The 14700-nt window shown below is 65.9% G+C and carries 16 protein-coding genes and 1 pseudogene; 2 read left to right on the top strand and 15 right to left on the bottom strand.

The features are described 5' to 3' along the window. The 9 genes from FGU64_RS17960 to hutI all read right to left on the bottom strand — a co-directional run bounded on the left by FGU64_RS17960 (position 1) and on the right by hutI (position 9644). Entirely contained in the window at positions 1–1143 is a 1143-nt protein-coding gene (locus FGU64_RS17960; RefSeq protein WP_136354939.1) for an extracellular solute-binding protein, read from the bottom strand. After that, positions 1140–1982, bottom strand: a complete 843-nt coding sequence (locus tag FGU64_RS17955) for an ABC transporter permease (protein WP_139954408.1) — start codon at positions 1980–1982, stop codon at positions 1140–1142. The genes FGU64_RS17960 and FGU64_RS17955 overlap by 4 nt, the downstream gene beginning before the upstream one ends. Next, a complete protein-coding gene (locus tag FGU64_RS17950; RefSeq protein WP_139954407.1) occupies positions 1979–2857 on the bottom strand; it encodes an ABC transporter permease in 879 nt (292 codons plus the stop codon). Before FGU64_RS17950 ends, FGU64_RS17955 begins: the two co-directional genes overlap by 4 nt. A gap of 121 nt (positions 2858–2978) precedes the next feature. After that, positions 2979–3464 carry a hypothetical protein gene (locus FGU64_RS17945; protein ID WP_139954406.1) on the bottom strand — a complete coding sequence of 162 codons (486 nt, stop codon included), beginning with the start codon at positions 3462–3464 and terminating at the stop codon, positions 2979–2981. Positions 3465–3525: 61 nt separating this feature from the next. Next, positions 3526–4095 (bottom strand): HutD family protein, encoded by a 570-nt coding sequence (locus tag FGU64_RS17940; protein ID WP_139954405.1) that lies wholly within the window; start codon positions 4093–4095, stop codon positions 3526–3528. Between the two features lie 21 nt (positions 4096–4116). Then, on the bottom strand, positions 4117–5802 hold the full coding sequence (gene hutU / locus FGU64_RS17935; RefSeq protein WP_139954404.1) for a urocanate hydratase: 1686 nt from the start codon (positions 5800–5802) through the stop codon (positions 4117–4119). Positions 5803–5817: 15 nt separating this feature from the next. Continuing rightward, a complete protein-coding gene (hutG, locus tag FGU64_RS17930; RefSeq protein ID WP_139954403.1) occupies positions 5818–6621 on the bottom strand; it encodes an N-formylglutamate deformylase in 804 nt (267 codons plus the stop codon). Positions 6622–6858: 237 nt separating this feature from the next. Further along, a complete protein-coding gene (hutH, locus tag FGU64_RS17925; RefSeq protein WP_139954402.1) occupies positions 6859–8394 on the bottom strand; it encodes a histidine ammonia-lyase in 1536 nt (511 codons plus the stop codon). An 11-nt stretch (positions 8395–8405) separates the two neighbouring features. Then, positions 8406–9644: an imidazolonepropionase gene (gene hutI, locus FGU64_RS17920; RefSeq protein WP_139954401.1), complete on the bottom strand. Its 1239-nt coding sequence runs from the start codon at positions 9642–9644 to the stop codon at positions 8406–8408. Between the two features lie 184 nt (positions 9645–9828). Here hutI and FGU64_RS17915 point away from each other — a divergent pair, with 184 nt between their 5' ends. Next, entirely contained in the window at positions 9829–11115 is a 1287-nt protein-coding gene (locus FGU64_RS17915; RefSeq protein WP_246671366.1) for a formimidoylglutamate deiminase, read from the top strand. After that, complete coding sequence (gene hutC, locus FGU64_RS17910; protein ID WP_139954399.1) at positions 11112–11867, top strand: histidine utilization repressor; 756 nt, start codon at positions 11112–11114, stop codon at positions 11865–11867. Before FGU64_RS17915 ends, hutC begins: the two co-directional genes overlap by 4 nt. Here hutC and FGU64_RS17905 read toward each other — a convergent pair. From FGU64_RS17905 to FGU64_RS17885, 6 genes and pseudogenes are all read right to left on the bottom strand, one after another. After that, entirely contained in the window at positions 11810–12430 is a 621-nt protein-coding gene (locus FGU64_RS17905) for a hypothetical protein (RefSeq protein WP_139954398.1), read from the bottom strand. The two genes, hutC and FGU64_RS17905, sit on opposite strands and share 58 nt — an antisense overlap. 698 nt (positions 12431–13128) lie before the next feature. Next, entirely contained in the window at positions 13129–13992 is an 864-nt protein-coding gene (locus FGU64_RS17900; protein WP_180375561.1) for a hypothetical protein, read from the bottom strand. After that, on the bottom strand, positions 13953–14042 hold the full coding sequence (locus FGU64_RS23760) for a DUF6471 domain-containing protein (protein ID WP_281405280.1): 90 nt from the start codon (positions 14040–14042) through the stop codon (positions 13953–13955). Before FGU64_RS23760 ends, FGU64_RS17900 begins: the two co-directional genes overlap by 40 nt. Before the next feature lie 23 nt (positions 14043–14065). Then, the gene (locus FGU64_RS23755; protein WP_281405279.1) at positions 14066–14170 is read right to left on the bottom strand and encodes a DUF6471 domain-containing protein; all 105 of its coding nucleotides are present in this window, start codon (positions 14168–14170) and stop codon (positions 14066–14068) included. 64 nt (positions 14171–14234) lie between these two features. Beyond that, positions 14235–14417 (bottom strand): annotated as a pseudogene (locus tag FGU64_RS17890) (hypothetical protein); the annotation flags it as partial. A 28-nt stretch (positions 14418–14445) separates the two neighbouring features. Beyond that, a complete protein-coding gene (locus tag FGU64_RS17885; protein WP_139954396.1) occupies positions 14446–14637 on the bottom strand; it encodes a DUF2283 domain-containing protein in 192 nt (63 codons plus the stop codon). Positions 14638–14700: the final 63 nt, after the last annotated feature.

Here is a 14700-nt window from a genome sequence, read left to right as displayed (position 1 = left end):
TCAGGCGCCCTTCGCGATACGGTCCCACTGCTTCTGCCAGGCGTCCTCGTTGTCCGCCCAGTATTTCGGATCGGCGAAGGTCAGCGCCTCCATCTTTCCGGTCGAATCGAAAGCCGGAAGTTTCTCGATCTTCTCGGTGAGCTTCACCTTGGTGGGATCGAGCGAAGGCGGATAGCCCTGACCTTCGGCGACGGCGATCGACGTATCCGTCTCGAGCATGAAGTTGATCAGTTCCTCGCATTCCGCCATCGGCGAACCCTTCAGGACCAGCATGTCCTCCATCCATGCGTAGGAACCCTTGGGGTCGAGGTAGCCGATCGGATGTCCCTGATCCTGCAGGGAAGCGACGCGGCCCGACCAGGCGTCGGTCACCACGATCTCGCCCTTGGAGAGCAGGTCCATCAGTTCGGCGCCCGAACCCCAGAACTTCTTGGCGATGTCGCGCTGTTCGCGCACCTTGGCCCAGATGGCGTCCATGTCCTCGATCTTGTTCGGGTCCTGCCCGGTGGCGAGCGCGGCATACCAGACGCGCGTCGTCATGTCGGCATAGCCGCCGATCTTGCCGGCGTACTTCTTGTCGAACAGCATCTTGACGCCCTGTTCCTTCGCCTCTTCGGCGGAGATCACATCCGTGTTGTAGGCGATGCCGGTCGTGCCATAATCGTAGGGGACGGCTGACAGCTTCGGCGTCAGCTTGCGGAACGGCTCGATCATCGGCTGCAGCACGTTGGCCATGTTCGGGATGTTGGCCTCGTTGATCTCCGAGGTCATGCCGGCGTTGACGTATTTGATGTAATAGTTGACGCCCGACGAATGGACGACCTGGAAGTCGCCGGGCTTCGCCGTCTTGACCTTGGTGATGATCTCGTTCTCGTCGCCGAACGTGCCCTGCACCACCTTGATGCCGGTCTTTTTGGTGTAGGGCTGGAAAGCGTATTTATCGAGCGCGTCCTGCACGGTGCCGCCCCAGCCGTCGAAGCGCACTTCGGTGACGGCGGCGAGCGCGCGTCCCATCCACGGCATCGTGAGACCGACGGACGTCGCGGCGGCAGCAGTCAGGCCGAGGAAGGCGCGGCGGTCGAGGCCGCCGTTCATGTAGCGATCGTGCAGCCTTTCCAGCCGCTTGGTGTCGGTGAGTTTCATTGCGTTTCCTCCTTGGGTTCACCACGTCTTTTCAATCGGGTAAGGCTTTGCAGGATCAGGCCACCGATCAGCGGAATGCCGACCGTCACCAAGATCATGACGGTGCCGAGCGCGTTGATCTCGGGACTGATCGATATCTTGAGCATCGACAGGATCTGCGTCGGCATCGTCTCGACGCCGGCCGGCCGCCAGAACAGGCTGGCCGACGTGTTGTCGAAGGAGATGGTGAAGGCGAGCAGCGCGCCGGCGATCACCGCCGGGAGAAGCAGCGGCAGCGTGATCTCGCGGAAGGAGGCCAGGCGCGAGGCGCCGAGCGAAAGGGCGGCCTCCTCGTAGACGCGCCGCACGCCGACCATGCGCGCCTGCACGATCAGCACGACATAGGGAACGGCCAGCAGGATGTGGCCGAGCACCAGGATGAGCAGCGTACGCGGCTGGTCGACCGCCTTGATCAGCACCAGCAGGCCGACGCCGAGGATGGTTTCGGGCACAAGTGCCGGCAGGATCACCAGCGTCGACAGTATCTGCTTGCCGCGGAAATCGAAGCGGACCAGCGCGAAGGCCGTCACCAGCCCGATGGCGGTGGTGACGATGGCGGTCACCACCGCGATCCACAGCGAGGTGCGGAAGGCGGCCAGCACCTGCTCGTTGCCCAGCAGCTTGACATACCACTGCAGGGAAAAGCCGGTCATCGGGAAGCCGCCGAACATCGAGGAGTTGAACGACAGGACGACGGTGGCGATGATCGGCGCGAACATGAAGATGTAGACGCAGACGGTGATGAAGCCGGTCAGCCGCCAAGCCCATCTGCCTTCCTTGTCTCCCGTCTGCGCGGTCATCCGCCGAGCCCCTTCACGATCTGCGACATGCCCATGTAGCGGGTGTAGATGGCGGCGAAGAAGCCGAGCACGACGAACAGGACGATGGAAAGGGTGGCGCCCATCGGCCAGTTCAGTTGGCCCATGATGGTGTCGTAGATGAGGTTGCCGAACAGCGCGTCGCGTCCGGCGCCGAGCAGTTGCGGCGTCACGTAGGAGCCGGCCGCCAGCACGAAGCAGAGCAAGAGGCCTGCGGCGAGGCCGGGCAGCGACAGCGGCAACGTCACCTCGCGGAAAGCCTGCGCGCTGGTGCAGCCCATGGAACGGGCCGCCGAGATCAGCGTGCGGTCGATGCTTTCCAGGCTCACATAGACGTTGAGGATCATGTAGGGGAGCAGGAAGTGCAACAGGCCGAGGATGACCGCGCCCTCGGTGTAGAGCATCTGCAGGGGCTCATGGATCAGGCCGAGCCTGAGCAGCGTAACGTTGATGACGCCCTGCTCGCCCAGGATATTGATCCAGGAGAAGGTGCGGATGGTGAAGGAAATCCAGAACGGCACGATCAGGAGAAGCAGCAGCAGCCACTTGTGCTTGAAGGTCGTCGCCCAGATGAAATAGGCGGGGAAGTAGCCGAACACGCCGCAGATGAGCGCCGTCATCGCGCCCACCCTCAGCGTCTTGAACAGAAAGCCGTGATAATAGCTGTCGGTGAAGAACTCGTGCCAGTTCGCGACCGTCAGCGTGCCTTGCTCGACGCCCGCGGTGACGAAGGTGAAAAAGGTGTAGACCGCCATCATGGCGATTGGCAGCAGCAGGAAAAAGATGAGCAGCAGCAGGACCGGCGCGACCAGCATCCATGCCAGCCGGGGGTCGTACAATGTCCATCCCTTGGTCATGCGTACTCTTGATACCGGCGCCGTCTGCGCGGCGCTTGTTGTTCCCGCGGCCAAGATTGGGTCATCGGAACGGCGATGTCCACAGGGCTTGCGCAGAATTTCGTTCGTCCAGCGGCCGCCGCTAGCTGAAAATCCAGAACAGGCAGGCGAGGCTCGCGGCAATCGCGAGAACCAGCGCAAGGCTGCGCAGGAGCACGTTGCGGCGCAGTTCGTTGAGGATGGCGTGGCAGCCGACGACGGCCGCGACGAAGACGAACTGCCAGTCGAGCAGCACCTTCAGAGCCCCGGTCTGGCCGAAGGCGACGCGGGCGAGCAGGCAGCCGACGATGGTGGCGAACAGCACGACGGCGGCCCAGTAGACGGGCTCCACGCCGCTGACGAGAACGAAGGCGGCCGCCCGCAAGGGCAGGATCATCAGAAGTGCTACACCGAAGAAATAGATGGCTGCCAGCGGGATGAAGGTCGCGGCACTCGCCAGCCCGTCCAGCCGCCGGGCGCCCAGCGCGCCGAAGCTCGCGTAGCCGTGGCGGGCCAGCGCGATCGACAGCGCCATCAGGAGCGCCGTGAGCGCGGTGATGAGCACGAAGCTGCTGACGGTCTTGGCCATGGCGCGTTCCCCGAATCTCTCCTTGTCTGGGGTAGCGCATGGGAGCGGGATTTTCCAAGCCTCAGTGCGGTGCCTGCCCGACCGTGATCTGGAACAGGTCCGCCTGCCCCTGCGGCTCGATCCGCAGACGGTCGCCTTCCGCAATGTCGCAGACGGCGTCGAGCGGCTGCGCGGCGTAGCCTTTCCCGCCTATCTCCAGCCGGAACGACCCGTTGCAGATGAGGAACGTCAGGCCGGCCGGACCGATGAAGGTGAAAGGCTCCGCCGGTCGCAGGCGCATCATCACATGGGCGAAAGACGCACGCCGTGTCATGATGTTCAAGTCGGTCGTCTCGCCGCCGATGCAGTCGGCATGGACCCTGGCCTCGCCGGCAAAGGAGAACGGTTCGCCGGCCGCCAGCAATTCATGCCTTGCGCCGTCGACGTCGAGCAGCATCCCCTCCCCCCGCAAGACCGCGATGGTGCGGTCGATGCCGGGAAAGGCGGAGAAAGGACCCGAGGCGCCGACTGTGGCAATGGAAACGCGCCAGTCGAAGGCGGCCGCATCGCCGCCCAGTGCCACCTCGCGGGTGATACCGAGGCCGTTCTTCCACGGCATCGTCTTGAACTCGCCGGCCGGCACGAACTGCATGGAACCGCTCCCGCCCGCGCCTCAGTTGCCGAGGATGCCGGGCAGGCGCAGGCCCTGCTCGCGGGCGCAGTCCAGCGCGATGTCGTAGCCGGCATCGGCATGGCGCATGACGCCGGTGGCCGGGTCGTTCCACAGCACACGGCCGATGCGCCGCGCCGCGTCTTCCGAGCCGTCGCAGCAGATGACCATGCCCGAATGCTGCGAGAAGCCCATGCCGACGCCGCCGCCATGGTGCAGCGACACCCAGGTCGCGCCCGAGGCGGTGTTGAGCAGCGCGTTGAGCAGCGGCCAGTCGGAAACGGCGTCCGAACCGTCCTTCATGGATTCCGTCTCGCGGTTGGGCGAGGCGACCGAGCCGCTGTCCAGATGATCGCGGCCGATGACGATGGGCGCCTTCAGCTCGCCCTTGGCCACCATCTCGTTGAAAGCGAGGCCGAGGCGGTGGCGGTCGCCGAGGCCGACCCAGCAGATGCGCGCCGGCAGGCCCTGGAAGGCGATGCGCTCGCGCGCCATGTCCAGCCAGTTGTGCAAGTGCTTGTTATCGGGCAGCAGCTCCTTCACCTTGGCGTCGGTCTTGTAGATGTCCTCCGGATCGCCCGACAGGGCGGCCCAGCGGAACGGGCCGATGCCGCGGCAGAACAGCGGGCGGATATAGGCCGGCACGAAGCCGGGGAAGGCGAAGGCGTTCTCCAGCCCCTCCTCCTGCGCCACCTGGCGGATATTGTTGCCGTAGTCGAGCGTCGGCACGCCGGCGTTCCAGAAGTCGACCATGGCGGCGACGTGGCTTTTCATCGAGGCGCGCGCGGCCTTCTCCACCGCCTTGGGGTCGCTCTCCTGCTTGGCGCGCCATTCGGCGACCGTCCAGCCGAGCGGCAGGTAGCCATGGATGGGATCGTGCGCCGAGGTCTGGTCGGTGACGATGTCGGGGCGCGGACCGCCGGCCTTCATGCGGCGCACCAGTTCGGGGAAGACTTCCGCCGCGTTGCCGATCAGCGCCACGGACTTCGCCTCGCCGGCCTTGGTCCATTGGTCGATCAGCGCCAGCGCCTCGTCCAGCGTGTGCGCCTTGGCGTCGACGTAGCGGGTGCGCAGGCGGAAATCGGCGCGGGTCTCGTCGCATTCGACCGCCAGGCAGCAGGCGCCGGCCATGACGGCGGCCAGCGGCTGCGCGCCGCCCATGCCGCCGAGGCCGCCGGTGAGAATCCACTTGCCCTTGAGGTTGCCGCCATAGTGCTGGCGGCCGGCCTCGGCAAAGGTCTCAAAAGTGCCCTGCACGATGCCCTGGGTACCGATGTAGATCCACGAGCCGGCCGTCATCTGGCCGTACATGGCAAGGCCCTTCTTGTCCAACTCGTTGAAGTGGTCCCAGGTCGCCCAATGCGGCACCAGGTTGGAGTTGGCGATGAGCACGCGCGGCGCGTCCTTGTGCGTCTTGAAGACGCCCACCGGCTTGCCGGACTGGACCAGCAGCGTCTCGTCCTCCTCCAGCGTCTTCAGCGTGGCGACGATCTTGTCGAAGTCAGCCCAGGTGCGGGCGGCGCGGCCGATGCCGCCATAGACGACCAGCTCATGCGGCCGCTCGGCGACGTCGGGGTCGAGGTTGTTCATCAGCATGCGCAGCGGCGCCTCGGTGAACCAGCTCTTGGCGCTGAGCTGGTCGCCGCGCGGGCTGCGGACTTCACGTTCATTGTGACGCGGATCGGACATTTTCGCTCTCCCGGATCAGGGTTTCAGGTCGGCGGCGAGCACTTCCAGCCGCCGCAAAAGGGTCTTGAGGTGCGTGCGCAACCGATCCGCCTTGCCCTCGTCATAGGCGAAGGGAACGGTTTCGGTCGCCAGATGGGTGGACTGCGCCAGTTCCATCTGGATGGCGTGGACGCCCATCTGCGGGCGGCCGTAATGGCGGGTGGTCCAGCCGCCCTTGAAGCGGCCGTTGAGGATCGAGGTATAGCCCTGCGCCGCAGAGGTGACCTCCACCGCCGCCGCCTCTATCTGCGGCGCGCAGGTCTTGCCCATATCGGTGCCGATGTTGAAGTCCGGCAGCTTGCCCTCGAACAGGAATGGGATGTGCGAGCGGATCGAGTGGCAATCGTAGAGGATCGCCACGCCGTGCAAGGCCTTCACCCGCTCGATCTCGGCGGCAAGCGCGGCATGGTAGGGCACATGGAATTCCGCCAGCCGCGCGGCGATGTCTTCAGCGGTCGGCGCCTCGCCGTCCTTCCAGATCGCCTTGCCGTCGAAATCCGTCTCCGGAGCCAGCCCGGTGGTGTTCTGGCCGGGATAGAGGCTTGTGCCGGCCGGATCGCGGTTGGCGTCGATGACGTAGCGGTGGAAGGTGGCGCGCACGGTGGTGGCGTCGTCCAGCAGCCCGTCATAGAGGTGGTGGATGTGCCAGTCGGTGTCGGCGAGCAGCAGGCCGTTGTCGTTCAGCCGGGCACGGATATCGGCCGGAACGTCGGTGCCGGTGTGCGGGAAGCCGAGGATGACGGGCGAGGAGCCGCGGCGGACTTCGACGACGGAGGTCATTGGCTGAACTCCTTCATTTCGACCGTCGTGCACCCCCACCCCTGTCCCCTCCCCTCAAGGGGGAGGGAGACGCCGACACGGCAGTTTCGTTCAAAATCGCTAATGTCGGCGCATTGTGGAACTGCCGCAAAGTCCCCCTCCCCCTTGAGGGGAGGGGTTAGGGGTGGGGGCACGACGCCGTCTGCGATTGCCCGGCTTGGGGAGACAGTGGTCACACCGGCGGGAAGTTCACCCATCTCAACCCTCCAGCGCCGGCAGGATGCCGGCGGAGATCGAGGCGGCGAGCGAGCCGTCGGCGACCATGGCGGCGGCGGCGGCGATGTCGTCGGCCATGTAGCGGTCGACCTCCAGCGTCTTCACCCGCCCGCGCAGCGCGGCGATGGCACGCTTCAGCTCCGGGCTGGTTTCCAGCGGGCTGCGCAGCTCGACGCCGAGCGCGCCGGACAAGGCCTCGATACCGACGATGGCCGACAGGTTGTCGGTCATCTGCAGCAGCCGGCGCGCGCCATGGCAGGCCATCGACACATGGTCTTCCTGGTTGGCCGAGGTCGGCGTCGAATCGACCGAGGCCGGATGCGCCATCTGCTTGTTTTCGCTCATCAGCGCGGCGGACGTGACCTCGGCGATCATCAGGCCGGAGTTGAGGCCGGGCTTTTTTGCAAGAAACGCCGGCAGGCCGAAGGACAGTGCGGGATCGACCAGGAGCGCGATGCGGCGCTGGGCAATCGCGCCGATCTCGCAGACGGCGAGCGCGATCTGGTCGGCGGCGAAGGCGACCGGCTCGGCGTGGAAGTTGCCGCCCGAAACCACCGTGTCGTCGGACAGGATGAGCGGATTGTCGGTGACGGCATTGGCCTCTGTCTCCAGCGTGCGGGCGGCCTGGCGCAGGATGTCGAGGCAGGCGCCGTCGACCTGCGGCTGGCAGCGGATGCAATACGGGTCCTGCACGCGCTGGTCGCCTTCGAGATGGCTTTCGCGGATGACGGAGCCTTCCAGCAGGGCACGGAGCGCGGCGGCGGTGTCGATCTGGCCCTTGTGGCCGCGCAGCGTGTGGATGTCGGGATGGAACGGCGCGGTCGAGCCCATCGCCGCGTCGGTCGAGAGCGCGCCGGTAATCAGGGCCGCCTGCGCGGCGCGGTGGGCGCGGAACAGGCCAGCCAGCGCCAAGGCGGTGGAAACCTGCGTGCCGTTGATGAGCGCCAGACCTTCCTTGGCCGCCAGCACCACCGGCTTCAGCCCGGCCTTTTCCAGCGCCTTCGCGCCCGGCAGGCGTTCTCCCTTATAAAAGGCTTCGCCCTCGCCCATCATCGCCGCCGCCATGTGGGCGAGCGGCGCGAGGTCGCCGGAAGCACCGACCGAGCCCTTTTCGGGAATCATCGGGACGACGCCCTTGGCCAGCATCGCCTCGATCAGCGACACGACCTCCAGCCGCACGCCGGAAGCGCCGCGGCCGAGCGAAACCAGCTTCAGCGCCATGACAAGGCGCACGACGTTTTCCGGCAGCGGCGCACCGTAGCCCGAGCAATGCGACAGGATGAGGTTACGCTGCAGGGTCGCCACATCGGCCGGCGCGATGCGGATCGAGGCCAGCTTGCCGAAGCCGGTGTTGATGCCGTAGACGGGCGCCTCACCGGCGGCGATCTCGGCGATGCGCGCGGCACCCTTTTCGATGGCCGCATGGAAGGACGGATCGAGCCGCGCCGGGACGCCTTCGCGGTAGATCTTTTCCAGTGCTGCGAGCGGCGTGCTGCCCGGCGTCACGACGATGGTCATTTTGTCTTTCCTCACTGTCCCTTGAAGACCCGCTTCCACAGCGGGTTGAAACCGATGCGATAAACCAGCTCCGCCGGCCGCTCGACATCCCAGATGGCGAGGTCGGCGTCCTTGCCGGCTTCCAGCGTGCCGGTGCGGTCGGCGATGCCCAGTGCGTGCGCCGCCTCGCGGGTGACGCCGGCGATGCACTCGTCCACCGTCAGCCGGAACAGCGTCGCGGCCATGTTCATGGTGAGCAGCAGCGAGGTCAGCGGCGAGGTGCCGGGGTTGCTGTCGGTGGCGATCGCCAGCCGGGTGCCGGCGGCGCGGAAGGCATCGACCGGCGGCAGCTTCGTCTCGCGGATGAAATAGTAGGCGCCGGGCAGGAGCACCGCGACCGAGCCGGCCTTGGCCATGGCGGCGGCACCCTCGGCATCGGTGTATTCCAGATGGTCGGCCGACAACGCGCCGTAGGAAGCGGCGAGCGCCGCGCCATGCAGGTTGGACAGTTGGTCGGCATGCAGCTTGACCGGCAGGCCGAGCGCTTTGGCGGCGTCGAAGACGCGGGCGATCTCTTCAGGCGAGAAGGCGATGCCCTCGCAGAATCCGTCGACCGCATCGGCGAGGCCGGCAGCGGCGACCGCCGGCAGCATGTCGTTGACGACGCGGTCGATATAGGCGGCCTTGTCGCCGTTCATTTCCGGCGGCAAAGCGTGCGCGCCGAGGAAGGTGGTGCGGATCGAAACAGGGCGCACTTCCGCTAGCTTGCGGGCCGCCTTCAGCGCCTTGATCTCGCTGTCGCGGTCGAGGCCGTAGCCGGACTTCACTTCGACGGTGGTGACGCCCTCGGCGATCAGCGCGTCGAGGCGCGGCAGCGTTTCGCGTACCAGATCGGCCTCGCTCGCGGCGCGCAGCGCCTTGACCGAGGAGACGATGCCGCCGCCGGCGCGCGCGACTTCCTCGTAGGAAGCGCCCTTCAATCTCAGCTCGAATTCGTGGGCACGGTTGCCGGCATAGACCAGATGGGTGTGGCAATCGATCAGGCCGGGCGTGATGAGCCGCCCCTCGACGTCGACCGTCTCGGCATCGGTGCGCAGCGCAGCCGGCAGGTCGGCCTCCGCGCCGGCATAGACGATACGTCCGCCTTCCGCGACCACGGCGCCGCGCTCGACCAGCCCGAGTCCCGGCAGCGCGGTATCCAGCGTAGCGAGCCGGGCATTCAGCCAGAGCGTGCGACCCTTACTCACGACTTTTTCTCCTCCGGCAGCCATGCGACCCACTTCCCTTTTCTGCGATCATGTATATACATAATAGTTGCGTTGGCAAGAGGGCGAATTCGATTTCCGATCGACGCCCGCAAGCCGCATGATAATACGCTCGAAAGGGAGATGCAGGGTGGAGACGATTTTCGCACGGAACGCCTGGCTCGACGGCGACTGGGCCTCGAACGTTCGGCTGACACTGGACGGCGCAGTCCTGCGCTCGGTCGAGCCGGACGCCGCGCCGCAGGTCGGCGACGAGCGGCACGACCTCGTCGTGCCCGGCATGCCGAACCTGCACAGCCACGCCTTCCAGCGCGGCATGGCCGGGCTGACGGAAGTGCGCGGCCCCGCCGACGACAGCTTCTGGTCGTGGCGCACGCTGATGTACAAGTTCGCCCTGTCGATGACGCCGGACCAGGTCGAGGCGGTGGCGGCGCAGCTCTACATGGAGATGCTGGAGGCCGGCTTCTCGCGCGTCGGCGAGTTCCACTACCTGCATCACGACAGCGACGGCCGCCCCTACGCCGACATTGCCGAGATGGGTGCGCGCATCGCCGCCGCCGCGCAGGAGACGGGCATTTCGCTGACGCTGCTGCCGGTCTTCTACGCCCATGCCGGCTTCGGCGGCGCCGCTCCCGCCGACGGCCAGCGCCGCTTCATCAATTCGCTCGACAGTTTTTCCAAGCTGATGGAGCGCAGCCGTGAAATCGCAGTCGGCCTGCCCGGCACGGTGATCGGCGTCGCGCCGCACAGCCTGCGCGCCGTCACGCCGGAGGAACTCATCGCCGCCGCCGAACTTGCCGGCGACGGGCCGGTGCACATCCATGTCGCCGAGCAGGTCAAGGAGGTGGAGGACTGCGTCGCCTGGTCCGGCGCGCGGCCGGTGGAGTGGCTGCTCAGCCATGCACCGGTGAACCGCCGCTGGTGCGCCATCCACGCCACCCACATGACGGCGGACGAGACGGCGGGGCTGGCGCGGTCCGGCGCGGTCGCCGGCCTTTGCCCCATCACCGAGGCCAATCTCGGCGACGGGATTTTCCCGCTGCCGGATTTCACACATGCCGGCGGTGCCTTCGGCGTCGGCTCGGATTCCAACGTGCTGATCTCGGTCGCTGAGGAACTGCGGCTGCTGGAATATTCGCAGCGCCTCGGCAACCGTGCCCGCAACGTCGCGGCCCGGCCCGGCCAGTCCACCGGTGCGGCGCTGTTTTCCGGCGCGCTGGCCGGCGGTTCGCAGGCGCTGGGTTGCGCGGCGAAGCTGGAGCCCGGCCAGCCCGCCGACCTCGTCTCGCTCGACACGGCCGCCGTGCCGTATCTCGACGCCGCACAATGCCTCGACGCCTGGATCTTCGCCGGCGCGCTGAGGCCGAAGACGGTGTGGGCGCGCGGCCGGCGCGTGGTGGAGGACGGCCGCCATATCCACCGCGAGGCGATCTCGGCGCGCTTCACCGCCGCCATGCGCGCGCTGACCTCGGCATGAGCGACGACGCCGCACCGCCGCCCGACGCGGTCACTGGCACGGACAGGACGCTGCACCAGCGCATCCTTTCCGACATCGAGACGCGCATCGTCTCGGGCGAATGGCCGCCCGGCCACCGCCTGCCCTTCGAGGTCGACCTTGCCCGCCAGTACGGCTGCGCGCGCATGACCGTGAACAAGGTGATGACGCAGCTCGCCAAGGCGGGGCTGGTGGAGCGGCGGCGCAAGTCCGGCACCTTCGTGGCGCAGCCGCGCGCGCAGGCGGCGATCCTGGAGATCCACGACATCTCGCGCGAGGTCGAGCAGACCGGCCTGCCCTATTCCTACGCCATCGTCGCGCATGCGGTGCACCGCGCCACCGCCGCCGAGCGCGCCCGGCTCGACCTCGACGGCTCGGCCCGGGTGCTCGCCGTCACCGCCCTGCACCGCGCCGGCCCCGCCCCCTTCTGCCTGGAGGAGCGGCTGATCAACCTTTCCGCCGTGCCGGAAGCGGCGGACGCCGACTTCTCGGCCACCGCGCCCGGCCGCTGGCTGGTGGAGCGCGTGCCGTGGAGTGCTGCCGAGCACCGCATCCACGCAGCATCCGCCGACGCCTCAACCGCCGCGCGGCTCGCCGTCCAGCCCGGCACCGCCTGCCTGGTGGTGGAGCGCCGGACCTGGCACAATGGCGGGCCGATCACCCACGCCACCTTCACCTATCCGGGCGAGCGGCACTCGCTGGTCGCCTCCTTCACGCCGGCCGGCGGCGGCTGAGCCGCCCGCGCCGCCTCCTCCCGCTCCCATTCGTCGAGCAGCCGCCCGACCGCCTGGCGGAACGTCTCCATGATCTCCAGGTCGAGCGGCACGCAGGGCGGGTATAGGACGAACGGCAGGTCGAAGCGGCCGGTGTCGCGCACGCCGACGCAACGTCCCTGCCGGCGGCAGGCGTGCTCGCGGCAGGAGGCGCAAGACCCCGAGACAGTGGCGAGTCGCTGGACGATCTTCAGCGCGACGGCGTGGACGTGGAAGTGATGCTCGAGGTCGGCGCGGTAATGCGCGTAGCGCTCGTCGCTCTCGTCCGGCCGCTGCCGCTCCAGCCACAGCGTCAGGTGCGGCACGTCCGGGTCCGCCTCATAGAGATAGGTGTCGAAGGCGACCATGCCGGCGCGGTCCGGCGGCGGCGGGTCGGGATCGAGCGGGCGCGGCCACATGCGCTCGAGCGGCACGCCGGGCAGCGGCGTGAAGTCGATGACGACCGGCTCCAGCCCCGGCGGATAGGGATTGCCGGCCTGCGACAGCAAGGGCTTCTCGGCGGCGGGTCTTGGCTTGGGGCGCATGACAAGTCTCCGCTGGGCGCGCGGGCGCATCACCGCGCCGCGAAGCCGGTTGAAAGGAAAGTCCGGGAAGACGGCGGCCTTCGGAGCGCTGCCGAATTCTAAAGTCTGCGATCCGAAGACCGCCGCCCGGCGATTTCTGTCCGCGTCCGTTCCGCTTCGCCACGGCACACGATGACGGCATTTGCGCCGCCACCGGCCGAAGCTTGCAGCGCTCGTCCAGCGCGCGGGGGCCGTATTACCCCCAGGGGAACCCTCGGACGCGACCTCCCCGGCCCCACGGCTTCGTCGGCCATGGAACGGAGGCGCCGATCCCTCCCCGCTTGCGAACGACTCCGGAAACGTTCCCGGCAGGAGAGACGGAGGGGATTATGCGGGAGGTGGAGAGGAGGGGGATAGATTTTTTGGAGGGAGGTGCGACGAGAGCATTCCCTTCTCCCCTTGTGGGAGAAGGTGGCCGCGCCGAGCGAAGCGAAAGCGCGGTCGGATGAGGGGTACTCCAGCTTGGCGCTGTCGCACGTCGTCCAACACCCCTCATCCGTCTCGGCGCTGCGCGCCGATCCACCTTCTCCCACAAGGGGAGAAGGGAGCGCCTCGCCGCGTCTTGGTCAAATGCGCCACGGCCTGCTGACCTGCATTTGAGCCGGTCCTACAGAAAGGGCTGCGTTATGCGCAGATGGAAGTGTATCCAACTTGTAGCGCTATGTAGCGTTGTTGTGATGGGGATAAACACGGAAGCGCACGATAGCCCTATCTGTCGATACGACATGATGCGCAGACTGACAAAACTCGCTCGTATGAATTTTACCAAAGACATCTCGATATCTGGCGACAGCATGAACGATGATGTGAGTTTTCCCCGCAAGCCACTCGGCTGTTTCATGCTCGGAAAGGCTTGCGCCGCCACACCAATTTCGGGCGCCGGAAGAGATATGAAGCGTACCAAACTCCTGATTTGAAAGTGCAATATCACTCTCGGGCAGCGGCTTCCCATATTCGTCGTCAGTAATGCCGTGAACGAGGATAGACAGACCGCAAAACAAAGCGGGCGATTGCCCAAAATTTTTCCAACTTACTTCGATATTAGATACCCTTGGGCGCTTGGTAGAATCGTCCCACTCGAACTTGGCGCTGTCATCGCCGAGATAAGCTCGAACCTGGGCTTGTCCAATTCTGCGAGTTTCAAGCAAAGTGTTGCGAACGTAATAAATACCGATTGCTGCGATGAAAGCCGTTCCTACCGTAGCCCAAAACATAGCAGCTGCCCACAAAACCATGCTGCGCTGAGCGGCTAGACCATATTGAGCGGCTGTAGTCTCTTCGGTGGATCGTATTATCTGGCTTGCGCATTCCACATACACGGACGGCGTGAAGTCGGCGCAGGTGTTGGTTATGCGATCTTGAACGTTGCCGGTATATTGGCTGGCCTGCTGGTTCGCGGTTTGTCTATATTTGGAATTTAACGCCGCCAGATGCCACGTCGCGACAAGGATCAAGACAACAAAAATAGCCGCAAATGCAGCGGTTATGGCCTTAGAGAACCCACCCCTATCGCCGTGAGACATTGCAGAAGAAACGCCGCCGTGAATTTGCCCCTAGAGGGCGTATTCCGCACGTTCACTTCCTTCCCGTCAATGCTTATGTAGCCAGCCTCTCGACAAGCTGGGAATAGGTGACGCCTTTCCGCTTCGACTCGGCTTTCAGGAGGTTCGCCGCTGGGGTTTCAAAGTCCTTTTCTGCCATATTGCCCAGAATCGATCCACCGGATCGATTTTCCGGCGACCGACCTACGGTCGGATCGCCGTCGTCAATTATCCCCCATCTTCAGCGCCTCAATAAACGCCGCCTGCGGGATATCCACCTTGCCGAACTGGCGCATGCGCTTCTTGCCCTCTTTCTGCTTGTCGAGCAGCTTGCGCTTGCGGGAGACGTCGCCGCCGTAGCATTTGGCGGGGGCGTCCTTGCGCAGGGCGGAAATCGTCTCGCGGGCGAAAATGACCTACGGGAACTTGTTGCAGTCAGGCGGCCTTGAGCATCGCGGCGGGCAGATGTTGCCGTGCGTCAAGTACCTCCATGCCAACGATATGCCCTTCGTTGTCATAGTCGAGAACGATGCCATCGGAGACTTCCTCGCTCTCAAGTATGGGCTCGGAAGAGAAACGGATATAGGCCGCGTTGGCCTCGGGATCGTATTCGAACTTCGGCGTCATATCGGCTTTCTCGCACGGCGGTCGAGGAACGCCGTGATTATACGGATTTCCTCGGGCGTTTCC

This window comes from Mesorhizobium sp. 8 (assembly GCF_006351905.1).
Taxonomy (GTDB): Bacteria; Pseudomonadota; Alphaproteobacteria; order Rhizobiales; family Rhizobiaceae; genus Mesorhizobium; species Mesorhizobium composti.
Note: the sequence above shows the minus strand (reverse complement) of the source record. Positions and strands in the feature narration are given on the sequence as shown.